Origin of the sequence: Erythrobacter sp. YT30 (assembly GCF_001542875.1) — a bacterium.
Classification (GTDB): Bacteria; Pseudomonadota; Alphaproteobacteria; order Sphingomonadales; family Sphingomonadaceae; genus Erythrobacter.
The window spans coordinates 488348-509994 of the sequence record NZ_LMAF01000001.1; the positions used below are offsets into that span (position 1 = coordinate 488348).

Sequence of the window (21647 nt, forward strand, 5' to 3'; positions counted from 1 at the left end):
GACTATGCTAAAGCTGTGGATCGTGGCAATCGCTGCCAGCCTCGCCCTGCCTGCTTATGCGCGCGATGCGATAGCCGACGGCATTCCGCCTGCCGAAGGTGCACCGATCGCTATGCTGGTCGATATTTCGAGTGGCCAAGTTCTCCACGAACGCAATGCGAAAACACGGTTTGTGCCAGCATCAATCACCAAAGTGATGACGATGTTTCTCGCCTTCGAATTGATCGAAGAGGGAAGGCTTGATCCAGCACAAATCATGACCGTATCCCCCGAAATTGCCAAGGAATGGAGCGGGAAGGGTTCCACAATGTTTGTCGAAGGCGGCGATCGGCTACGACTTGCCGACATGCTGACAGCCATCGCCAATGTCTCTGCCAATGATGCCTCAATCATTCTGGCAACTGAGCACTCGGGATCGGTTGAGGCATGGACCGAAGCGATGACAGCCAAGGCCCACGAGTTGGAGATGACCGACAGTCACTTTGGAACGCCCAATGGTTGGCCCGATGGCGGAGCGACTTTCACCACAGCAAGTGATCTGGTGAAGCTCGCACGCGCGCTGGTAACGAGGCATCCTGCAAAATTTGGCGCGTATATGGGCAAACCCGGATTTACATATAACGGCATCACTCAGTCGAATTATGACCCTCTGATCGGACGCATTGAAGGGGCTGACGGTATCAAGACTGGATTCACCAATGAGGCGGGCTTTGGGTTTTTGGGCACAGCCAAGCGCAATGGCCAAAGACTGGTGCTTGTGATTGCAGGAGCGCGAAGCAATGGATCTAGGGCGCAAATGGCGCGAAAATACATGGAATGGGGTTTTGCCGCATTCGATTGCCAGCGTGTTTTTGGGATCGGTGAAATCGTTGCTGAGGCGCGAGTTCAAAATGGATCGCATTCAAGCCTCAATCTCGTCACAGATCGGCCTGTGTTTGTGAACATACCTGCACAGTCTGGCAAAGCCGCTCGGCCGCAGCCCGAAGTCAGGATCATTTACGATGGTCCTCTTCGCGCGCCTATCAGCGAGGGGCAGAAGGTCGCGATGATGGAAATATCCGTGCCCGGAATGGATATCGCCCGCGTGCCGCTGCTTGCCGGATCTGATGTGCAGAAGGCCGGATTTTTCGCCCGTATCTATAATGGTATCTTGGGCTGGTTTTCATGAGCGGTGACACGCCCAAGGGTCGCTTCATCGCCTTTGAAGGAGGTGAAGGAGCGGGAAAATCCACTCAGGCTAAATTGCTGGTTGCTGCTTTGAAAGAGCGCGGAATAGCGAGCGATCTTACCCGAGAGCCGGGGGGAACACCCGGAGCTGAAGCAATCAGAGAATTGTTGCTCAATCCACCGGGGGAGGGGTGGGGCGCACAAGCAGAGGCTCTGCTATTCGCCGCTGCTCGTGCCGATCACGTCGCGCGGCGTATTGAGCCCCTGACACGTGCAGGCTCGTGGGTCATTTCGGATCGCTTTGTCGATTCCAGTAGAGCCTATCAAGGCGGAGCAGGGGGCCTTGGCGATGACGCCATTCAGGCCCTGCATGCCTTTGGCAGCGGCGGGCTGCGGCCCGATCTGACGATCCTTTTGACCCTTGACGCGACCGAAGCCGACAAACGCCTCGCCGAGCGCGACGGTAATACGAGCGATGCCATTGGCGGGCGGAGCGCTAGATACCATGCGGCGGTCGCTCAGGCATTTCTTGATCAGGCGAGGGCAGATCCGCAAGGGTTTGCCATCATTGACGCTGGCAGCGATCCTGAAACCGTCCATGCAGCGGTGATGGACGCGCTCGCGCCGCTGCTTGAAAGAGCACCAAAATGACCGATTGGCCCAATCATTCGGCTGCATGGCGCGAATGGCGGCAAGCGCTATCGGGAGCGCGGATGCATCATGGATGGATCCTCGCCGGGAAAAGCGGCCTTGGCAAAATGGACTTTGCGCTGGCAGCGGCGCGCGAGTTGGTCGCGGAGTCCGGCATCCCTCAACCTGTAGGTGATCACCCGGATATCGTCGTGCTCACTTATGGCGCGAAGAATGATAAAGAAGCGCGAGCCCAAGCCGACGGCAAACCGTTTGAACGCGCGCGCTCCATCAGGGTGGATCAGGTCCGCCAAATGCAGCGCCGGCTTACGACAAGGCCTACTTTGGGCACGCGACGCGCCATCATCATCAATCCGGCCGATGATATGGAGCGCAACGCCTCGAATGCTCTGCTCAAAAGCCTAGAGGAACCCCCGCAAGGCACCTTCTTCCTGCTAGTCACCCATCGCCCATCACGCTTGCTTCCCACCATCAGATCGCGTTGCCGCATAGTGCGCTTCCCGATCATCAGCGAAAGCAATTTGCGGGGTATGCTGGAAGAAAGTGGGGCAGGGGACACTGGTTCGATCGACGCCGCAATTGCCGCTGCCGAAGGTTCTTACGGCGCAGCCTTGCGATTTGTGGAACAGGATCTGGGCAAGCTCGCGATGCTGATTGACGGGCTTATCACCAAAGGCGATCCTATGCTGACAGTCCGAGCAGATCTTTCGAGAGCCATCTGCCCGCGCGCTGATAGGGACAGGATTTCAGCGACTTTGGAGCTTGCTCAAGCGATCACCGCCCACAAGGCTCGCAGCACACAATCAGCTTCTCACCGCGCCAAGCTCATCGAAACGCACACAGCACTCGTCAAACTCGCCGCCGAAGCACCCAGCTACAATTACGATACCGGCCTTTTGACAATGGAAATCGGCACCTTGCTTAGCGCGGCCGCCCCAGCTAGCGAGCACGCCCATGGCTGACACCCAAAATACCCCTTATTACATCACAACAGCGATCAGTTATCCAAATGGCCGCCCGCACATTGGCCATGCTTACGAGGCGATTGCAGCGGACGTGATTGCTCGCTTCCAGCGCTTGCAAGGTCGCGACGTACGCTTCCAAACCGGCACTGACGAACATGGCCTCAAAATGGCACGCAAAGCAGAAGAGCAGGGCCGCACTCCGCGCGATTTAGCGGATGAGATGGCGGGCTATTTCCAGGAAATGTGCGCCGCGCTCAATATCAGCCATGATCGCTTTATCCGTACGGTCGAAGAAGATCATCACCGCGCAAGCCAATCAATCTGGGAACGGATGGCGGCAGCGGGGGATCTTTATTTGGACCGCTATGAAGGGTGGTATTCGGTCCGCGACGAAGCGTATTATGATGAGAGTGAACTCATCGAAGGCGAGGGCGGGGAGAAGCTCTCCCCGCAGCAAACGCCGGTCGAATGGACAGTTGAAGAAAGCTGGTTCTTCCGACTTTCCAAATACGAAAAGCCACTTTTGGATTTGCTGCGAAGCGACGGGTTTCTGGAGCCCGCCAGTCGCCGCAATGAGATGATCGCTTTCGTCGAACAGGGGCTCAAAGATCTCTCCGTCAGCCGCACAAGCTTTGACTGGGGCGTGAAGGTCCCTGGCAGCGACAACCACGTGATGTACGTTTGGGTTGATGCGCTGACGAATTACCTCACGGGTCTAGGATTTCCTGACGAGACCGAGAATTACGCCAAGTTTTGGCCCGCTGATCTTCATCTGATCGGCAAGGATATCGTCCGCTTTCATACGATCTATTGGCCGGCATTTCTGATGAGCGCTGATTTGCCGCTGCCCAAGAAGGTGTTCGGCCACGGTTTCCTTCTCGCTCGCGGTGGGGAGAAGATGAGCAAAAGCGCTGGCAATGTGGTCGATCCCCAGGATTTGGCCGATCAATTCGGCGTGGACGCTTTGCGGTACTTCCTCATGCGCGAAGTCGCTTTCGGCAAAGATGGCAGCTATTCGCCCGAAGCGATTGTTGAGCGCGCAAACGGCGAATTGGGCAACGCGTTTGGTAATCTGGCTCAACGAACGCTTGGCTTTATTGCCAAGAACCTGGATGGATCGCTGCCTCAGATTTTTGGACATACAGATAGCGATAACTCGCTATTCGAGGCTGTTGACCAGGCGATCACCCGAGAAATTCCGCAGCATTTCGAGAACCTTGCTCTGCAACAGGGTGTCGAAGCGTGGCTAAAGGCCGTGTTTGCCTGCAATTCCTATATAGATGCCGAAGCGCCTTGGGCGCTGCGCAAAACCGATCCCGAGCGTATGCAGACAGTCCTTGCGACGCTCTATATTTGCATTGCGCAGCTAGGTGTCGCGATTTCTCCTGTTATCCCTGCCAGCGCTGACAAGCTGCTTGAAGCTATGGGAATTAACCCCAAATTGCGCACATATGATGGTATTCGTAGCCATTGGTATTCGCCGCTCGCCGAAAGCAATTTCCGTCTCGACAAACCCACACCGCTTTTCCCGCGCCTCGAATTGCCGGCGAACGAGGACGCTTGATGCTTGTCGATAGCCACTGCCACCTTGAGTATAAGGGTTTGGTCGAGGATCAGAGCGGCGTGTTGTCGCGTGCTCGCGATGCCGGGGTTGGGGCATTCCTCAATATCTCTACCAAGCAGGCCGAATGGGATCAGGTCGTCGCCACAGCAAACCGCGAGCCGGATGTGTATGCCAGCGTAGGCATCCACCCCCACGAGGCGGACGGTCATGCTGATCTGGGGCGCAGTGTCCTGCTCGAGGCGACCGAGAACAAGCGTGTCATCGCAATCGGCGAGACGGGTCTTGATTATTACTACGACAATTCCGATCGCAAGACTCAGGCGAACCTCTTCCGGATGCACATAGGTGTGGCGCGCGAAACGGGCCTGCCGCTCATCATTCACACGCGCGATGCGGAAGACGACACATTCCAGATCCTTGAAGAAGAAATGGGGAAGGGGGCCTTCCCTGCTCTCATTCACTGCTTCACGGCTTCGACTGACTTTGGGCGCAAAGTGCTCGATCTTGGGCTAACCATCTCTCTTTCTGGCATTGTAACATTCAAGAATGCCAAGGAACTGCAAGAGGTTGCGAAGAGTGTTCCTGAGGAGAGATTGCTGGTCGAAACAGACAGCCCATTTCTCGCCCCGGTGCCGCATCGCGGGCGCCCATGCGAACCAGCATTTGTAGCTGACACGGCGCGATTTGTTGCCGGTCTGCGCGAGACAACTCCGGAGCAGATCGCCGACGTGACCACACGCAATTTTACCAATCTGTTCAGCAAGGCGGCGCTGTGAAGTTCATTATGCTGGGCTCGGGCACGTCAACAGGCGTACCCAGGGTCGGAGGCGAAGACGGCACAGGCGATTGGGGCGATTGCGACCCGAACGAGCCGCGTAATCGACGCACGCGTGTCTCCATCCTCGTTGAAAGCGATGAGGGCTCACGCGTGCTAGTCGATACATCATCCGATTGCCGAGCGCAGCTTCTTGCAAACAAAATCAATAGGATAGACTGCGTATTTTGGACTCACGATCACGCAGATCACTGCCATGGCATCGATGATCTGCGCGTGCTGAGATACGGACGCGGCGGACCAATTCCGGGCTATGCGGCGACCGAAACTGCAAGAAGACTTCGCCAGCGCTTCGGTTATGTCTTTGCCGGTCAGGATGGTTATCCAACTATTGCGTCACTCGATACCCTGGATCGATTGAAGATCGTTGCTGGATTTGGCGTTGAGCATTGCCAGATGCCGCATGGTCCCGGAGAAACCACCGGCTTCCGGTTCGAAGCTGATGGCAAATCAATCGCCTATGCGACAGACTACAGTGCCATCACCGAAGACATGCTCGATTGCTTCGATAGCGTCGACATTCTCGTGAGCGATTGTCTGCGCCGAAAACCGCATCCTACGCACGCCAATCTTGAACTGGCCATGGACTTGGCAGCACGCTGCAAAGCAAAGCGACTTGTACTCAGTCACTTGGACAAAAGTATGGATTACGGCACATTGGAGGCCGAAACTCCCGATCATGTGATCGTCGGATATGATGGACTGGAGATGGACGCGTGAATGATCTGGCAATCGTATCGATCATCGCAATGCTTGGCTGGCTTTTGTTAGCCGGCAGCGCTTTCGCGTCCTTCCGTTTAAGCTGGGGAAAGACCCTTCAGATGATTTTGATCTGGGCATGCATATTTACGGGCGGCTTTCTAATCGTAAGACTGCTTGGGTTAGGGCTATAACGCTTACTCACCGGATCCAATAACTTAACATAATATATATTATCAACCTTACTGATCTGCTATCCCTTCTGAGGAACCTGCTGTTGTGACCCTCTCCAAAAGCCAGCGACCTATCGACCGCTTACTGGCCATAATGGCCCGCCTACGCGATCCGCAGACGGGATGCGAATGGGACACCGCGCAGACTTTCGAGACGATCGCGCCATACACAATTGAAGAAGCATATGAGGTCGCTGATGCCATTGAGCGCGACGACCTGAATGAGTTGAAAGACGAACTCGGCGATCTCCTGCTCCAAGTTGTCTTCCACGCGCGCATGGCGGAGGAACAGTCTGCCTTTACCTTTGATGATGTTGCGACAAGCATTTCAGAGAAGATGGAAGCGCGTCACCCACATATCTTTGGTTCTGAAACCGGGACGATGGAGCAAACCAGGTGGGAAGCTCTTAAAGCGGCTGAACGCACGCAAAAAGGATTGGAAAGTGCGTTGGACGGTGTGGCCATTGCTTTGCCTGCGCTGATGCGCGCGCAAAAGTTGCAAAAACGCGCGGCCCGAACCGGATTTGATTGGCCTGACCCGACCGGCTCGGAGGCAAAGATCAGCGAAGAGGTAGAAGAGCTTAAGGCTGCGACCTCACAATCCGACAAAACGGAAGAGGCTGGCGATTTGCTGTTTGCTGTCGTCAATTTCATCCGTGCGCATGGGATTGAGGCAGAGGAAGCCCTGCGCGCCGCAAATTCAAAGTTCGAACGCCGATTTCGGCATATGGAAGAACTTGGCAATGGCCGTTTTGCTGACTTAGATCTGGATGAGCAGGAAGAGCTTTGGCAGGCTGTAAAGGTTGCCGAGAAGGGCCCAAAAACCTCTTAGAGCGCCTCAAACTGCCCCAATTCTTTTGGGTTGAGCCGCACGGTCAACTCACGTTCCGGCCCTTTCTCCCCTTCCCCTGCATCGCGCTCGCTGCGCACATCACCGTGTGCATGTAGCCAAGCAATCCTCCTGCCATCGCTCACGGGGATGGTAACAGTAATCTCTCGCGCTGCTGCCGTGAGCATCTCAGCGACCCGGTCAGCAAAAGCATCTATTCCTGCGCCTGTGGATGCGGAAATCAAAACAGCGTCGGTGCTATCGGCTGCATCCTGCAATTCGGCGAGGCGATCTTTATCAAGCAAATCGGCCTTGTTCCAGACTTCCAGAATAGGGATGTCGCTTTGCCCCGTCTCGCTGTCGACGACATCGAGATCACTCAAGACTTCCAGCACCTGTTTTTTTTGAGCCGCATGGGCCTCTCCGGCCATGTCGCGCACGTGGCAAATGATGTCTGCGCCAGTGACTTCTTCCAGTGTCGCGCGGAATGCGGCGACCAATTGTGTCGGCAGGTCGGAGATAAAACCAACCGTGTCTGAAAGGATTGCCTTTTCCACGCCTAGCAAGCTGATCGCGCGCATCGTTGGGTCGAGCGTGGCGAACAACATGTCCTCGGCCATGACGTTAGAGCCGGTCAAACGATTGAAAAGCGTAGATTTGCCAGCATTGGTATAACCGACCAGCGCTATCACCGGCCAGGGCGCCCTTCCCCGTCGCTCCCTGTGGAGTGCGCGCGTCTTTCGCACCTGTTCCAATTCACGCCGCAAACGGCCCATCCGCTGACGGATCATTCGCCGGTCAGCCTCAATTTGGGTTTCACCTGGACCACCTAGGAAGCCAAAGCCACCGCGCTGACGTTCCAAGTGTGTCCAGCTGCGCACAAGCCGGCTTTGCTGATAATCGAGATGTGCTAGCTCAACCTGCAGCCGGCCTTCAGCTGTGGCTGCACGCTCGCCGAAAATCTCTAGAATTAATCCTGTTCGATCAATGACTTTGCGCTTGAACTTTTCTTCTAGATTGCGCTGCTGGATTGGTGTCAATGCGCCGTCCACAATTACCAGTTCGGCGTCGTGCAGTTCGCAATCCGTCTTGATGCGCTCAACCTGACCCGATCCAAAGAGCGTGTTGGGCTGCATTTGGCGAATAGTGAAGATTTCCGAATGAGCAATCACCACGCCGATCGCAAGCGCAAGCCCCTTGGCCTCCTCAAGCCGCTCGTTTGCAGTGAGGTCATACGAAACGCTTCGGATATCCGGGCACAGGACAAGGGCCCGCGCACCGCGGGTCACCTCATCCATCAGGTCATCATCGAAACTCAAAAGCGGCTTTAGCCTTCGTCCAACTCGCCAATCTCAGGATTTTCGTCATCGGTGAGATCAACAGGGCTTGCTGGCTGAATGGTCGACACAGCGTGTTTGTACGCCAATTGCACAGCGCCATCGCGTTCAAGCAGCATGCAGAAAAGGTCGTAAGCAGCAATGCGGCCCTGCAACATCACTCCGTTCACAAGGAACATCGTGACTTGCACGTCAGATTCGCTCACCCGGCTCAGGAATACATCCTGCAGCAGGCGCTGTTTTGAATTTCCGCCTCGATTTTCGAATTGTTCGGCATCGACCGGGCTACCCGGCATAATCGTCGATATCGCGTGCTTGTAAACAAGCTGCGATTGGCCATCGCGGCGCAGCAAGATAGAGAAATTGTCAAACCAAGTGACAATCCCCTGCAACTTTACACCTTTGACGAGGAACATCGTCACTGGAATCTTGTTCTTGCGCAGCAGGTTCAAAAAAGCGTCCTGCAAGTTTCCAGCAACTTTGCCGCGTCCTGAACCGCTTGTGTTCCGGCTCGGATCGGCAATCTCGCTTGCTGGTCTCGGGCGCGGAGAGAGAGTTCGCCCACTCGACATGATTTGTGCTCCTATATTATTGGCGGCCGCCGTTACGGTCCGCAAATCAGGTGATTGAAGCGTCCAAGTGCTTCTAGCTCCCTCTCTTATAATGGCGTTTACAATTGCTCGGGGCAATCCTTGAATTGAATTCGAGCATGATTGGCGCGTTTTTACAGCTTATTAGCGGGCAAATTACTCTTTGCGAGCGCTTTCGCGCCTGTCCGCCATACCCAGCAACTTCAATTTGCGATGCAAGGCAGAGCGCTCCATTCCGATAAAAGTCGCGGTTTTTGAGATATTGCCAGAGAACCGCCGGATCTGGATGGTTAGGTATTCGCGCTCAAAACTCTCGCGCGCCTCGCGCAAAGGCACGCCCATCATCGCTGAAAGGCCTTGCCCGGATGCCGCGAGGCGTCCCCCGGTTATTTCCGCTGGAAGCATATCGGTTTCGACCACTGTCAAACGTTCACGAGGAGTCATGATAATGGTCCGCTCCACGACATTGCGCAGCTGGCGCACATTGCCGGGCCAGTCGTAGGCCTGAAGCGCGGCCATGGCTTCTTCAGAAATTTCCGGCGGTGAGATGCCCTGATTGGTCGAATACCGGGTAAAGAAGTGCTCAGCCAGCGACGGAATGTCATCGCGTCGTTGGCTGAGGCTGGGAATGGCGACCGGAACGACATTTAGACGATAGAAGAGATCTTCGCGAAAGCGTTTTTCTTCCATTTCGTGCGTGAGATCACGCGATGTGGAGGAGACGACGCGTACATCCACGCCGATCTGGCGGGTGCCCCCTACCCTCACAAAACTCTGTTCAGTCAGCACACGCAGGATGCGCGCCTGCGTGGAAAGCGGCATGTCAGCTACTTCATCAAGATATAGCGTACCGCCGTCAGCCATTTCCAAAAGACCGGGACGCACCTGCTTGCCGTCAGCTTCCTCGCCGAATAGCTCATGCTCGAAGCGTTCAGGCGTAATGCGTGCCGAATTGACCGTAACAAAAGCCTTGTCAGCTCGCGCACTCCACGCATGGAGCAGCCTCGCAGCAACTTCCTTTCCTGCGCCCGCGGGCCCTGAAATCATCACCCGGCTGCCTGTGTTCGCAACGCGTTTCAGAGTCGCGCGCACAGCGTTAATAGCTGAGGAATTCCCAGTAAATTCAGCACCATCAATCACGCCTTCGCGGAGGCGTGAGTTTTCACGACGCAATCGTTCAGTTTCTGTCGCGCGTTCGACGAGAAGCAGCAGGTGTTCCGCCTCAAATGGCTTTTCGATGAAATCCATCGCACCGCGTCCAATCGCGGAAACAGCCGTGTCTATATTGCCGTGACCAGAAAAGATGATGACTGGCAGATCGGGCTCGCGCACCTTGATAGCATCGAGCAATTCCAGCCCATCCATCTCGCTGCCGTGCAGCCACACATCTAGCAGGACCAGACTTGGCCGACGCTCGTCAATTGCAGCCAATGCGCCATTGCTTTCTGCAGCGGTCCGGCATTCATAGCCTTCATCTCCGAGCACGCCGGAGACGAGCTCGCGAATGTCACGTTCATCATCTACAATCAGAATATCAAGTGCCATCAATGGCTCCGTGTTTCACTATTGTTCAAAGGACTGCCTCTGCCTGCGCAAGTTCGGGGTCGCGCGCAAAGCGCAGTGTCACGATGGTTCCGCCACTCGTGCCGGTGGCAAAGCTCATATCGCCGCCATGTTCGTCGACGATCTTGTTCACAATCGCGAGGCCAAGCCCGGTGCCTTTCTCGCGAGTCGTGACATAAGGTTCGGTAATCCGGTCACGATCCGTGGGCAGGCCGATCCCGTTGTCTGAGACCGACACGGTCAAAAACTCGCTATCCGTTTCGCCGGAATTGGCGATGGCCACGCTGATTGTGCCCTCAAATCCCTCACCTGCTTCAAGCCGTTTGGCTTCCACGGCCTCGACCGCATTTTTCAGAACATTTGTCATCGCCTGGCCAAGCTGATGTCGGTCACAGCGAATGTTCGAGCGATCAGCTAGATTGACGGCCACTTCGAATGAGATGTCTGAATGCGCGACTTCCTGTAGGAACACCGCTTGTCTCACGAGATCGACGGGATCTTCTGGTCGGAAAACCGGCTTGGGTAGTCGCGCGAAGGATGAGAATTCATCGACCATCTTGCGCAAGTCACCCACTTGCCGAACAATTGTGCTGGTGAGCTCATCAAACAGCTCTTCGTCCTGCTCGATCTGCTTGCGGTAGCGGCGTTTGAGCCTTTCGGTGGCGAGCTGGATCGGTGTGAGCGGGTTCTTGATTTCGTGCGCGATACGCCTGGCGACGTCAGACCACGCAGCCTGCCTTTGATCGAGAAGCTGGCGGGTGATGTCTTCAAAGGTAATCACATAACCGCTTGAACTTGGTGCTGCTTTTACAGCCAAAGTCAAAAGCTCATTCCCGCGGGCGTGGCTGACGATTTGCCGCTCTTTGCCCTCGTTGAGCATCTGGCAGATTTCAGGCGAAAGCTCGCTGAGAGGTCGACCGACCAATTCATCGGGCTGCGCTTCGCAAAGGCTCTCATCTGAAAGCAGCGATTGCGCCGATGAATTCATCAGCATGACACGGCTTTCCCCATCAACCGAGATCACGCCGGCAGAAACGGATTCGAGCACAGCCTCCATGAAAGCGCGGCGATCATCGATCTGACGATTAGCGCTGACTAGCGCGTCAGTCTGTTTTTCAAGCTGCGCTGTCATCCGATTGAATGCGCGATTGAGCAGGCCAATTTCATCAGCTCCCGTTCGCCCCTCAACCCGTAGAGCGAAATTACCCTGCCCCACTTTCCGTGCCGCTCCGACAAGATCAGTAAGCGGCTCGACTTGTCGATCAGCAAAGCGAAGCGCAAACCAAACCGCTAATCCGACAAGCAACAGACTGACCGCGAAAAGCGCAATATTGAACCGCAACTGCAGAGTTCGCGCGTCAGCCGTGAGCGACTCATAAGATGATGAAATTGCTTGCGCCCGTTCCCAGGAATTGAACAGGCTCGCCTCGGTCGTGCGCGCATTATAAAGATATATGCCGCTCTCAGCATCAATCGGCGCGAGAGCAGCTATCCTTTCAGGACTGCCCTCGACAGCAACGAATTGGCCTTCATCCAGCTTGGGCAGAGCTTTCTGGCTAAACTCGAGCCAACGATTGTCATCCATCAGGTTCATGATCGCTGCAGTGCGTAGGCTACCGTCGGGAAGCCTCTGTAGAATTGCGCTTTCCGTGATTTCCCGTGGCTGTGCCTGATAGGCGTAGAAATCCGGGAAATTGTCGTCAGACAATTGTCCTCCGCGCTCGAAAAAGAAGAACCGCAAATCGCTGGCCATAGCGATCGTTTCATCTTGCACATCAGCTTGGTTCGCATCGTAATAGCTTTGCGCAAGCTCGTTTGCGTTTTCCATCAATCCGCGGGAATCATCCGAGAACCAGAAATCCACACCCGACTGGAACAGGAACGCAGCAAAACCGGCGACAAGCAAAGTCGGCACCGCAGCAACTATGGAAAAGAAGAACACTAGCCGCACATGCAAGCGCGCCGTGCTGCCTGCGGCCCGCCTCATTGCGAGCCGTCTTCCGGCAAAGACCAAGATTGCCATCGCCGGAACAAGAGTGGCGATTAAAAGCAAGGAGGCCTGCAGTGTTGGCAGCAACTCCCCTGCATCAGGTTCACGCGAATATGTGAGATACGTCGCGGTGACAGCCACCACCAATGCGATCAAGGATGCGATCTCAAGCCAGACAAAGAAATTGGCCTTGCGCGAAGCAATGACGAAACGCCGCCACCAACGCGGTGTTCGGCGAATAGGTAGACTGTCAGCGTTCACAGGCGCGGCATCCATCGTGGCGCAGTTACAACGCCGGTGTGTCTTTCATGCAAGTGGAAAACGCAATTGAGGCCAAAAAACCACGCTAAAGCGGTCTTGCGAAGCGATCAGGCACAATATCAAGTTCAACGATGCGTTTGCGCAACGTATTTCGATTGATGCCAAGCAACTGAGCGGCACGAAGCTGATTGCCGCTTGTCTGGCCCAGCGCGTACTCGATCAGTGGTCTTTCAAATGCTGCCAAGGCGCTGTGATAAACCGTCCCGTGCGATGGTGTTTCACTCTCAAGCCAATCCGCCAGCACGCTCGCAAAACCGTTCTCGCCTTTTTGAGCTACCCCAGCTCCAATCGCTGCTTCATCGCCGATGATTTCGTCAACACTTGCAACGTCGATCGTTTCCTCGCGCGCCATCAGGGCAAGCCGAAAGATGACATTGCGAAGCTCGCGAACGTTTCCGCGCCAATTGCGGTTTTCCAATTGCTGCAACGCCTCTGCTGAGAGCAGTCTTCTCGGCAATCCTTCTTCAGCCGCTTTTTGCAAGAAATGTTGGGCGAGCTCCGGGATGTCCTCGCGCCGGTCGCGAAGCGGAGGTAACTCAATCGGGACGACATTGAGCCGGTAGAAAAGGTCTTCGCGAAAATCGCCGGACGCTATCATTGGCGCTAGATCGCGATTGGTGGCTGCAATGATGCGCACATCAACCGCGATCTCCTGACGTCCGCCCACTCGCCTGATCCGGCCCGATTGCAGAGCACGCAGAAGCCGCGTTTGAGCATCAGCGGGCATATCGCCAATTTCGTCGAGGAACAGAGTTCCACCATTGGCCTGCTCAAACTTTCCTATCGCCTGCGCGATGGCGCCGGTAAAAGCGCCTTTCTCATGCCCGAAGAGCTCGCTCTCGACGAGATCAGCAGGGATCGCAGCCGTATTTACCGCGACGAAGGGTCCAGTGCGCCTGTCGCCCAATTGATGAATCGCTTCTGCGACCAGCTCTTTTCCCGTACCGCTTTCCCCAGTGATGAGGACGGTGAGATCATTGCGCAAAACCCGCGTGATCATGCGGTAGACAGTCTGCATCGCCTGACTGCGCCCGACGAGGGGCAAGCCGTCTCCCTCCGCGCCAAGCTCTGTCGGAACAGTGGGAGCTGCGCCGCGTTTTCCGACTGCCTGACAAACCGTCTGCACCAGCTGATCGAGATCGAAAGGCTTGGGGAAATACTCGTACGCCTCGCGCTCACTCGCACGCACCGCGGTATCGAGAGTGTTTTGCGCCGATAGCACTATCACTGGCATATCAGGCGCAGCCCGGTGAACGGTATCAAGGCTTGCAAGCCCATCCCCGTCGTCCAGCATCACATCGGTAAGCATCACGTCAAAGCGCACTGATGACAAAGCTGCATCACGCTCTGAAATGCGCGTGCAATGCTGGATACCAAACCCTTCATCCTCAAGTGCCGCGATGATTACAGTCGCAATCGCGTTATCGTCCTCGACAAGAAGCACGCTTGAAGGTTTTGCCTTAGGATCAATCATTGCGCTTTACCCTTTGCGCGGTGCTTGCGGCAGGTGAAGCCGGAAATGGGTTAGACCTGCACGCGCGTCGCGTTCATGGCTTATGCTCCCATTCATATCGCGCACCAGTTTGCGCACGAGAGCAAGTCCCAGCCCCTGCCCCGATTGTTTTGACGAAACGAATGGCTCAAATACGTGATCACGCATTGAAGGATCAATTCCGGCGCCGTTGTCGCTTACCGTAATTTCTATCGGCAGCCGCACAGCCCTGCCTAATCGCATCGCACTAAAAGCAAGCCCACTTACAAATCTTGTTTGCACAATCACACGCGCGGGATCGCCATCGTGGTGATTGGCAATGGCAGCATCACGCGCGTTCGAAATCAGATTGATAAGCACCTGCTCCAATGCATCGCGGTTCGCGAATACGGGCGGCAATGATGGATCGAACTCTTCCGAGATTTCGACAGGGACACTTCCCGATGCCTTCGTAATGGCAAGAGCAGAGCGCACCGCTTCGTGGAGGTTGCAGGGTGCCGGCGGGTCTGATTGCGAACTACCCAATTGCTGCATCCGGTCAATGAGGCGAGCAATCCGATCCACTTCATCCGTGATCATCCGGGCGAGGGGTTTGTCTTTGTGCGCAAGTTTGCGAGCAACCAGCTGCCCAGCTCCTCTGATTGCCGCAAGAGGGTTTTTGATCTCATGCGCAAGGATGGAGGGAGCAGCAATGGACGTGTCAGTGTTGTCCTCATACGCCGTATCCTCATGTCCCAATTCGGACATTGCCACGACGCGCCAACCCTTGTGGTTTGGAAGCGGTGATACAGTGAGATTTACGCTGACCTCTTTCCCATAAACGACGATTGCTAAATCGCGCGCGACAAGTGCCGCTTCGGTGTCTTCGAGGCGATTAAGAACCCGGGCATCAGAAATACCGAGTACTTTCACTATCGGCTCGCCAATCAAACGCCGTTCGCTTTTGCCGAGCATGTTTTCTGCGGATTGGTTGGCCTCAGCAATGCGCCCTTCGGCGTCGACTAGAATAACCGCGAATATCAGCCCGGCAATTTGATCGCCCGGATCCGGATTACTCGCCGCAATTTCGGCTTTCGAGGACGTTTCGTCCTCCACTGCACCCGATCCTGCTGCGCCCATCACGCCGCCCGGCGCTTGAGGAAAGGCTCATAAAAGCGCGCGATTTCGCCCAGAACCACATCGGGATCATCGATGAAATTGGCTTTGTTGCGAAATTCCGCCGAACCATGCATTCCCTTGGTGTACCAGCCCAAATGCTTGCGCGCGATCTTGGTCCCGACATTGCGGCCGTAATGGTCGAGCATGCGTTCGTAATGCTCTATCAGCGTCGCGTATTGCGCATCGAAACTCGGTGTCGCGATGCTCTCACCCGTGCGCCACCAATGCATTACCTGACCAAGCAGCCAGGGTTTACCGTAGGCGCCGCGTCCGATCATCAGGCCGTCTGCGCCGGATTGCTCAAGCGCTTCTGCTGCGTCGTCAATCGTGCAGATATCGCCATTCACAATCACCGGGATCGATACTGCCTCTTTGACCTTGCGGACAAAGCTCCAATCCGCGCTGCCTTTATACATCTGGTTTCGCGTGCGGCCGTGGACGGTAATCATCTTGACGCCAAGATCTTCGGCAATACGGGCCATTTCGGGCGCGTTTAGGCTTTGGTGGTCCCAGCCCATGCGCATTTTGACAGTGACCGGCACATTCACGGCATTGACTGTCGCCTCGATAAGCTTGGTTGCAAGCGGCACTTCGCGCATCAGAGCCGAGCCTGCAAACTGGCCAACCACCTTGCGCACCGGGCAGCCGAAGTTGATGTCGATGATCGCCGCGCCATTGCCCTCTTGCAGCTTGGCTGCCTCGGCCATGCTTTCCGGGTCGCAGCCGACGAGTTGCATGGAGACGGGCTCTTCGGTTTTGTCCCACTCTGCCTTCTGAACAGATTGGCGCGTTTCGCGGATCGCGGCTTCGCTGGCGATCATTTCTGTGACGTTAAGACCAGATCCGAACCGGCGAACGAGCGTGCGGAAAGGCATGTCAGTAACGCCTGTCATCGGGGCGAGGATGACGGGATCGTTGATGGTCACAGGGCCAACCTGGATCGGCTTTAGCGCCGGCGGTGTAGGAATAGTGGTCATGAGAGGAATTGCCTAAATATTAAGCAGCGCCTTAGTGGATTGCGCAAATCCCGTCCAGACCCTAAGCGCGCTACCCACATGCCTGCTGACACGCCCCTCCCTTCATTCGCTGCAATTGTCGTGGCCGCCGGCAAAGGGTTGCGGGTTGGAGGCGAAACCCCCAAGCAATTCCGCGAATTTCGCGGCAAGCCATTGATCAGGCACTCGGTTGAAACCTTGCTCGAAGCTGGGGCCAGCCCTCTGGTTGTCGTTGTCGCTGAAGACGCACAGAGTTTTGCTGAACATGCCTTAGCCGGTCTTCCCAACATCACGTATACTCAGGGCGATATCACCAGACAGGGATCGGTGCTTGGCGGACTTGAAGCGTTGGCCTCTTCATCACCAGAGCGGGTTCTCATTCACGATGCCGCTCGGCCTGATCTGCCTATCGAAGTCGTAAGGCGATTGGTCGAGGCACTGGAGAACCATCCCGGAGCCATTCCAACCTTGCCCGTGGTCGATAGTCTCGCTGTTGCAAGCGATAATGACACAATGGCAGGCAAGGCTGAGCGAGAGGCATTGCGCCGTGTTCAGACCCCACAAGCCTTCCGATTTGCCGAAATTCTCGCCGCGCACCGCGATTGGCAGGGAGCGCCCAATGCTGGCGATGATGCGCAGGTGTTGATGGCAAGCAATGGTTCAGTTGCGCTTGTCCAGGGTGATGAGCGACTGAAGAAGATCACTTTTGCAGAAGATTTGATGGATCAAACCACTCTCCCCGCCCTTCCCGCCTTCCGCGTTGGCCAGGGCTACGACGTGCACAAGCTCGCCGAGGGTGAAGAGTTGTGGCTGTGCGGGATCAAGCTCGATCACACACACGGGCTGGCTGGACATTCCGATGCCGACGTGGCGCTCCACTCGATCACCGATGCCGTGTTGGGCGGAATTGGCGATGGCGATATCGGCACGCATTTCCCGCCAAGCGATCCGCAATGGAAAGGCGCGCGTTCTGCCCAATTCCTTGAACACGCAGTGAAACTCGCGCGAGAGGCCGGGTACGTAATCGGAAATATCGACCTCACCATTATCTGCGAAGCGCCCAAGATCGGCCCTCACCGGCCTGCCATGCGCGCCGAGGTAGCTCGGATTACGGGCCTTCAAGAAGACGCTATCAGTATAAAAGCAACCACCACTGAAAAGCTCGGCTTTACCGGCCGCGGCGAAGGTATCGCAGCGCAAGCGATTGTATCGCTTCAACGCGGCTGAGCCTTAAGGAGACACGAACATGAAACGAACCCTCATCGCTCCAGCTCTTGCGCTCGCAGCACTGGGCACCGCGCAAGCAGCACAAGCCCAACAAAGCTGTGTGGCACCCGCAGATGTGACCGACATGGTGACCTATGTCGTTCCGCTTGCGTTCGATGCCGCGATGCAAACGTGTGATGCGCAGTATCAAGCGGACGGCTTTATGAAATCAGATGGCGACGCGTTCGCTGATCGCTTTCGCGCAAAACAGGATGCCGCCTGGCCCGGCGCTTACAAGCTCGGCAAACAATTTATGGCCAAGAGAGCAGAGAAAGAGGGCGAGGAAGGCAATGGCAACGAAGCCGACATTGTCGGTCTCATTGATCAAATGCCAGAAGAACAAGTGCGCCCGTTCTTTGACGGAATTATCCAGCAGATGATCGCTTCCGAAATCAAAACGGATACCTGTGGTGATATTGAGCGCGGTTTGGGCTTGCTGGCCCCTCTGCCGGTTGAAAACACCTCCATGCTCGTAACCTTCATTCTGGAAATGTCGGGCGTCAAAGACCCACAGATTTGCAGCAACTGAAACGCACAATGTCCAATTCTATCCTGCCCGCTGATATTGCAGAACTGGCTGCTCGCGTCGTTGCTGAAAACCGTGAGGCAGGCCGGATGGTCGCCACCGCGGAAAGCTGCACGGGCGGCCTCGTCGCTGGCGCAATCACTGAAATCGCGGGATCATCCGCCGTGCTTGATCGCGGTTTCGTGACTTATTCGAACGAAGCCAAGATGGAATCGCTCGGTGTCAGTCAGGACATTATCGAAACATTCGGCGCAGTTTCCATCGCGTGCGTCTGGGCCATGGCAACAGGTGCTTTGGAGCGATCCAAGGCCGATGTAGCCGTTGCAATCAGCGGAGTGGCCGGTCCCGGTGGCGGGACCCAGCTAAAGCCAGTGGGGACGGTCGTGTTCGCACGCGCCTTTCGCAATCAGGATGGCGAACCCGAAGGTGAACTGAAGCATTTTGACGGCGGCGATGGCCCAGATGGCCGTGCCCGCATTCGGCATCAGGCGACGATTTGCGCGCTCGAATTGTTGTTGCCGTAAAGCTCAAACGCGCGCTGTTCGAATGCCGCGACCATTTTGCGGAAAGCGCGGTCGATATACTGGCCCGCTAGACGTTCAAAAATCCGGCTTTTGAACGTGAAGTCGACGCAGAAATCGATTTCGCAATCGTTGGGGCCAAGCTCGCGAAACTTCCACACATTGTCGAGATCGCTCAAAGGCCCATCGACATAATGAACCGCAATTTCGTTGGGTCGGGTTTTGGAAACGCGCGAGGAAAAGCTCTCACGGATGCCTTTAAAGCCGACAACCATGTCCGCAACCATTTCGGTTTCGGAATTCGACCGAACCCGCGTTGCCACAACCCAGGGCAGAAACTGCCCGTAACGCCCCACATCGGCGACCAGATCGAACATCTGTTCAGCGCTGTAAGGTAGAGCGCGAGTTTCGTGGATTGATGGCATCAGACGCTCAGCCGGTCCTTTTTGCGCAGCTTTTCTTCGCGAGCGGCGCGCATCACGGCAAAATCATCACCAGCGTGATAGCTTGAACGGGTGAGCGGGCTGGACGCGACCTGCAGGAACCCTTTGGCGCGGGCAATCGAACCAAAAGCGTCAAAGGCCTTAGGCGTCACGAACTCTTCAACCTTTGCATGTTTCGGCGTCGGTTGGAGATATTGGCCCAAGGTGATGAAATCGACTTCGGCGCTGCGCATATCGTCCATTACCTGATGAACTTCCAAACGCTCTTCCCCAAGGCCAAGCATTATTCCTGATTTGGTGAAAATCAGAGGATTGTGTGACTTCACTTCCTCCAGCAGACGCAGCGACGCGTAATAACGCGCGCCGGGGCGGATGGTGGGGTAAAGCCGGGGTACTGTTTCAAGGTTGTGATTGTAGACGTCGGGTCCTGCCTCGCAGATCGCTTCGACAGCGGGGCGCATCTTGCCGCGGAAATCGGGAGTGAGAATTTCGATCGTCGTGTCGGGCGTGTTGCGGCGCAGCGCTTCGATCACTTTGACAAATTGAGAGGCACCGCCATCGGGCAGATCATCGCGGTCAACGCTGGTGATGACGATGTGTTTGAGGCCCATTTTGGCGGCTGCAATCGCCGTATTCTCAGGCTCCATCGGATCAACCGCGCGCGGCATTCCGGTTTTCACATTGCAGAACGCGCAGGCACGCGTGCAGACATCGCCCAGGATCATCACGGTCGCATGCTTTTGCGTCCAGCATTCACCGATATTGGGGCATGCTGCTTCTTCGCACACCGTGTTGAGATTGAGCTCGCGCATTAACCGGCGCGTCTCGTTATATCCCTCGCTCACCGGAGCGCGAACACGGATCCAATCCGGCTTGCGCTGACGCTTGGGCCGTTCTTCGCCAGTTTCATTGCCGGGTTTGGGCGTGTTTGCGAGATCGTTCATGGCGACCATTTAGGCAGTGCGCGCGCAGGTCGCAAGCGCTGTCAAACTCGCAAAATCGGCAAGTTTCAGTGCGAGAAGCGCATTACCGGTCTTGCCCCCCTGCCCCAGCCTATGCTTAGCGAAATGCGGGAGGGATCAATCGAATGCCAGAATTTGCGGAATTGCTGAAAGGTTATCGTCGGTTTCGCGAGGAAACCTATCCGCGCCAGAAAGAGCGATTCGATGAATCGATCGCTGAAGGTCAGCATCCCAAACTGCTGGTGATCGGATGCTCGGACAGCCGCGTTGATCCCGCTCAGATCTTCGATGTCGATCCGGGCGAGATATTCGTCGTGCGCAATGTCGCGGCGCTCGTCCCGCCTTATGAGACGACGCCGGGCAAACACGGGGTGTCAGCAGCCGTCGAATACGCGGTGCAGGTTTTGGAAGTCGCGCAGATCCTTGTCATGGGGCACGGTCGGTGCGGCGGGTGCAAGGCGGCTCTCGATCAAAGCCTTGCCGATCATGAGCCGGGCGATGGAGGGTTTGTCGCCGGATGGATCAAGCTGCTCGACGATGCCCGCGAACCCGTTGCGCGAAAGCATGGGACAGAGGGGCGCAAAGCTGAACTGGCTATGGAATTTGCCGCGATCCGGCAAAGCCTTGCAAACCTTCGCACTTTCCCGTGGATCAAGGCCAAGGAAGATGCTGGCACAATCAAGCTGCGAGGGGCGCATTTCTCGATCAAGGAAGGCGTGCTTTACTCACTCGACGAGGAAACCGGCGAGTTCCTTCCGGAGGATTAGCAGCTTGCCCTCTCCCGCCTTTGCTCCCATGTGACGGGCCATGTCAGAAACCCACCTTAAAAATATCGCCCTGCTCATCGATGCAGACAACACGACGCCCGACGGGATTGACCCTGTGCTCACCGTCATGGCGGAGCTGGGGCAAGTCAATATCCGGCGCGCCTATGGCAATTTCGCAAAGAACAACCTGTCGCGCTGGGATACGATCACTAACAAGTTCGGCATCCGCCCCCAGCAACAATTCGACGTATCAAAGGGCAAGAACGCCACAGATATGGCGATGACAATTGATGCGATGGATCTCCTCTATCAGGGCAAGGTCGATGGCTTCGGCTTGATGACATCGGACAGCGATTTTACCCCGCTTGTGACGCGGCTGAGGCAGGATGGGCTGCTGGTCTATGGCTTCGGCGAGAAGAAGACACCGCAGGCGTATCAGGCGGTGTGCACGCGCTTTATCGATATCAAGAAGCTCATCAGCAATTACGCCGAGGATCGCGGCACGAAGCCGAAAGATGCAAAATCATCGCCCAAGGGTGCGGTTGACGATGATCTGATGGAATTGATCACGGGTGCCTATTCCGAAGCGAAACGCGATGAGAAAGGCTATGCCCGGCTCCAGCAAGTTGGCCAGATCGCGGGCAACCGTTCCAGCTTCGACGTGCGCAATTATGGCTTCAAGTCACTGAGCGAACTGTTTGAAACGCTGGACAATTTCTCACTCGACCGTCGCGCGGGCAACCAGATCTACGTCAGACGCCTCCGCTAAGCGA

The 21647-nt window shown here is 56.0% G+C and carries 21 protein-coding genes; 12 read left to right on the top strand and 9 right to left on the bottom strand.

Annotated elements, in window-relative coordinates; genetic code table 11:
- The first annotated feature begins 4 nt into the window (after nt 1–4).
- The 7 genes from AUC45_RS02295 (at nt 5) to mazG (ending at nt 6946) form a co-directional block, all read left to right on the top strand.
- Nucleotides 5–1168: a D-alanyl-D-alanine carboxypeptidase family protein gene (locus AUC45_RS02295; RefSeq protein WP_067597559.1), complete on the top strand. Its 1164-nt coding sequence runs from the start codon at nt 5–7 to the stop codon at nt 1166–1168.
- Nucleotides 1165–1818 carry a dTMP kinase gene (tmk, locus tag AUC45_RS02300; protein WP_067597562.1) on the top strand — a complete coding sequence of 218 codons (654 nt, stop codon included), beginning with the start codon at nt 1165–1167 and terminating at the stop codon, nt 1816–1818. Before AUC45_RS02295 ends, tmk begins: the two co-directional genes overlap by 4 nt.
- Complete coding sequence (locus AUC45_RS02305) at nt 1815–2780, top strand: DNA polymerase III subunit delta' (protein WP_067597565.1); 966 nt, start codon at nt 1815–1817, stop codon at nt 2778–2780. The genes tmk and AUC45_RS02305 overlap by 4 nt, the downstream gene beginning before the upstream one ends.
- Nucleotides 2773–4347, top strand: a complete 1575-nt coding sequence (metG, locus tag AUC45_RS02310) for a methionine--tRNA ligase (protein WP_067597567.1) — start codon at nt 2773–2775, stop codon at nt 4345–4347. Before AUC45_RS02305 ends, metG begins: the two co-directional genes overlap by 8 nt.
- Nucleotides 4347–5123, top strand: coding sequence for a TatD family hydrolase (locus AUC45_RS02315; RefSeq protein ID WP_067597570.1), 777 nt, complete (start codon nt 4347–4349; stop codon nt 5121–5123). The genes metG and AUC45_RS02315 overlap by 1 nt, the downstream gene beginning before the upstream one ends.
- Entirely contained in the window at nt 5120–5902 is a 783-nt protein-coding gene (locus tag AUC45_RS02320) for an MBL fold metallo-hydrolase (RefSeq protein ID WP_067597573.1), read from the top strand. Before AUC45_RS02315 ends, AUC45_RS02320 begins: the two co-directional genes overlap by 4 nt.
- Nucleotides 5903–6160: 258 nt before the next feature.
- Nucleotides 6161–6946, top strand: a complete 786-nt coding sequence (gene mazG / locus AUC45_RS02325; protein ID WP_082700920.1) for a nucleoside triphosphate pyrophosphohydrolase — start codon at nt 6161–6163, stop codon at nt 6944–6946.
- Here the strand turns inward: mazG and hflX are convergent.
- The 7 genes from hflX to dusB all read right to left on the bottom strand — a co-directional run bounded on the left by hflX (nt 6943) and on the right by dusB (nt 16371).
- Nucleotides 6943–8241, bottom strand: a complete 1299-nt coding sequence (hflX, locus tag AUC45_RS02330; RefSeq protein ID WP_067598936.1) for a GTPase HflX — start codon at nt 8239–8241, stop codon at nt 6943–6945. The two genes, mazG and hflX, sit on opposite strands and share 4 nt — an antisense overlap.
- A 29-nt stretch (nt 8242–8270) precedes the next feature.
- On the bottom strand, nt 8271–8852 hold the full coding sequence (gene hfq / locus AUC45_RS02335) for an RNA chaperone Hfq (RefSeq protein ID WP_067597579.1): 582 nt from the start codon (nt 8850–8852) through the stop codon (nt 8271–8273).
- Between the two features lie 174 nt (nt 8853–9026).
- On the bottom strand, nt 9027–10415 hold the full coding sequence (locus tag AUC45_RS02340; RefSeq protein ID WP_067597582.1) for a sigma-54 dependent transcriptional regulator: 1389 nt from the start codon (nt 10413–10415) through the stop codon (nt 9027–9029).
- A 25-nt stretch (nt 10416–10440) separates the two neighbouring features.
- Nucleotides 10441–12699 carry an ATP-binding protein gene (locus AUC45_RS02345; protein ID WP_067597585.1) on the bottom strand — a complete coding sequence of 753 codons (2259 nt, stop codon included), beginning with the start codon at nt 12697–12699 and terminating at the stop codon, nt 10441–10443.
- A 70-nt stretch (nt 12700–12769) separates the two neighbouring features.
- Complete coding sequence (gene ntrC, locus AUC45_RS02350; RefSeq protein ID WP_067597588.1) at nt 12770–14218, bottom strand: nitrogen regulation protein NR(I); 1449 nt, start codon at nt 14216–14218, stop codon at nt 12770–12772.
- Between the two features lie 6 nt (nt 14219–14224).
- Entirely contained in the window at nt 14225–15355 is a 1131-nt protein-coding gene (locus AUC45_RS02355) for a nitrogen regulation protein NR(II) (protein ID WP_082700921.1), read from the bottom strand.
- Nucleotides 15355–16371: a tRNA dihydrouridine synthase DusB gene (gene dusB, locus AUC45_RS02360; protein WP_067597591.1), complete on the bottom strand. Its 1017-nt coding sequence runs from the start codon at nt 16369–16371 to the stop codon at nt 15355–15357. The genes AUC45_RS02355 and dusB overlap by 1 nt, the downstream gene beginning before the upstream one ends.
- A 78-nt stretch (nt 16372–16449) precedes the next feature.
- On the opposite strand from dusB, the gene AUC45_RS02365 reads away from it, so the two are divergent.
- The 3 genes from AUC45_RS02365 to AUC45_RS02375 are packed head-to-tail and all read left to right on the top strand — an operon-like array spanning nt 16450 to nt 18705.
- Entirely contained in the window at nt 16450–17616 is a 1167-nt protein-coding gene (locus AUC45_RS02365) for a bifunctional 2-C-methyl-D-erythritol 4-phosphate cytidylyltransferase/2-C-methyl-D-erythritol 2,4-cyclodiphosphate synthase (protein ID WP_067597594.1), read from the top strand.
- A 19-nt stretch (nt 17617–17635) separates the two neighbouring features.
- Complete coding sequence (locus AUC45_RS02370) at nt 17636–18184, top strand: hypothetical protein (protein WP_067597597.1); 549 nt, start codon at nt 17636–17638, stop codon at nt 18182–18184.
- An 8-nt stretch (nt 18185–18192) separates the two neighbouring features.
- Nucleotides 18193–18705 carry a CinA family protein gene (locus tag AUC45_RS02375; protein WP_067597600.1) on the top strand — a complete coding sequence of 171 codons (513 nt, stop codon included), beginning with the start codon at nt 18193–18195 and terminating at the stop codon, nt 18703–18705.
- Here AUC45_RS02375 and AUC45_RS02380 read toward each other — a convergent pair.
- Both AUC45_RS02380 and lipA read right to left on the bottom strand, forming a co-directional pair.
- The gene (locus tag AUC45_RS02380; protein WP_067597603.1) at nt 18666–19127 is read right to left on the bottom strand and encodes a type II toxin-antitoxin system RatA family toxin; all 462 of its coding nucleotides are present in this window, start codon (nt 19125–19127) and stop codon (nt 18666–18668) included. The two genes, AUC45_RS02375 and AUC45_RS02380, sit on opposite strands and share 40 nt — an antisense overlap.
- Entirely contained in the window at nt 19127–20089 is a 963-nt protein-coding gene (lipA, locus tag AUC45_RS02385; protein ID WP_067598941.1) for a lipoyl synthase, read from the bottom strand. The genes AUC45_RS02380 and lipA overlap by 1 nt, the downstream gene beginning before the upstream one ends.
- A 143-nt stretch (nt 20090–20232) precedes the next feature.
- Between lipA and AUC45_RS02390 the strand changes: the two genes are divergently transcribed.
- Together AUC45_RS02390 and AUC45_RS02395 are read left to right on the top strand one after the other, a co-directional pair.
- Entirely contained in the window at nt 20233–20874 is a 642-nt protein-coding gene (locus AUC45_RS02390; protein ID WP_067597606.1) for a carbonic anhydrase, read from the top strand.
- 40 nt (nt 20875–20914) lie between these two features.
- On the top strand, nt 20915–21643 hold the full coding sequence (locus AUC45_RS02395) for an NYN domain-containing protein (RefSeq protein WP_067597608.1): 729 nt from the start codon (nt 20915–20917) through the stop codon (nt 21641–21643).
- Nucleotides 21644–21647: the final 4 nt, after the last annotated feature.

What these genes read in the sequence shown, in the direction of transcription:
- AUC45_RS02295 (WP_067597559.1), top strand. Translation starts at nt 5, where the DNA reads ATGCTAAAGCTGTGGATCGTGGCAATCGCTGCCAGCCTCGCCCTGCCT.
- AUC45_RS02380 (WP_067597603.1), bottom strand. Translation starts at nt 19,127, where the DNA reads ATGCCATCAATCCACGAAACTCGCGCTCTACCTTACAGCGCTGAACAG.
- AUC45_RS02315 (WP_067597570.1), top strand. Translation starts at nt 4,347, where the DNA reads ATGCTTGTCGATAGCCACTGCCACCTTGAGTATAAGGGTTTGGTCGAG.
- AUC45_RS02370 (WP_067597597.1), top strand. Translation starts at nt 17,636, where the DNA reads ATGAAACGAACCCTCATCGCTCCAGCTCTTGCGCTCGCAGCACTGGGC.
- AUC45_RS02340 (WP_067597582.1), bottom strand. Translation starts at nt 10,415, where the DNA reads ATGGCACTTGATATTCTGATTGTAGATGATGAACGTGACATTCGCGAG.
- ntrC (WP_067597588.1), bottom strand. Translation starts at nt 14,218, where the DNA reads ATGATTGATCCTAAGGCAAAACCTTCAAGCGTGCTTCTTGTCGAGGAC.
- AUC45_RS02390 (WP_067597606.1), top strand. Translation starts at nt 20,233, where the DNA reads ATGCCAGAATTTGCGGAATTGCTGAAAGGTTATCGTCGGTTTCGCGAG.
- dusB (WP_067597591.1), bottom strand. Translation starts at nt 16,371, where the DNA reads ATGACCACTATTCCTACACCGCCGGCGCTAAAGCCGATCCAGGTTGGC.
- lipA (WP_067598941.1), bottom strand. Translation starts at nt 20,089, where the DNA reads ATGAACGATCTCGCAAACACGCCCAAACCCGGCAATGAAACTGGCGAA.
- tmk (WP_067597562.1), top strand. Translation starts at nt 1,165, where the DNA reads ATGAGCGGTGACACGCCCAAGGGTCGCTTCATCGCCTTTGAAGGAGGT.
- AUC45_RS02345 (WP_067597585.1), bottom strand. Translation starts at nt 12,699, where the DNA reads ATGGATGCCGCGCCTGTGAACGCTGACAGTCTACCTATTCGCCGAACA.
- hfq (WP_067597579.1), bottom strand. Translation starts at nt 8,852, where the DNA reads ATGTCGAGTGGGCGAACTCTCTCTCCGCGCCCGAGACCAGCAAGCGAG.
- AUC45_RS02305 (WP_067597565.1), top strand. Translation starts at nt 1,815, where the DNA reads ATGACCGATTGGCCCAATCATTCGGCTGCATGGCGCGAATGGCGGCAA.
- metG (WP_067597567.1), top strand. Translation starts at nt 2,773, where the DNA reads ATGGCTGACACCCAAAATACCCCTTATTACATCACAACAGCGATCAGT.
- hflX (WP_067598936.1), bottom strand. Translation starts at nt 8,241, where the DNA reads ATGGATGAGGTGACCCGCGGTGCGCGGGCCCTTGTCCTGTGCCCGGAT.
- AUC45_RS02375 (WP_067597600.1), top strand. Translation starts at nt 18,193, where the DNA reads ATGTCCAATTCTATCCTGCCCGCTGATATTGCAGAACTGGCTGCTCGC.
- AUC45_RS02395 (WP_067597608.1), top strand. Translation starts at nt 20,915, where the DNA reads ATGTCAGAAACCCACCTTAAAAATATCGCCCTGCTCATCGATGCAGAC.
- AUC45_RS02355 (WP_082700921.1), bottom strand. Translation starts at nt 15,355, where the DNA reads ATGGGCGCAGCAGGATCGGGTGCAGTGGAGGACGAAACGTCCTCGAAA.
- AUC45_RS02365 (WP_067597594.1), top strand. Translation starts at nt 16,450, where the DNA reads ATGCCTGCTGACACGCCCCTCCCTTCATTCGCTGCAATTGTCGTGGCC.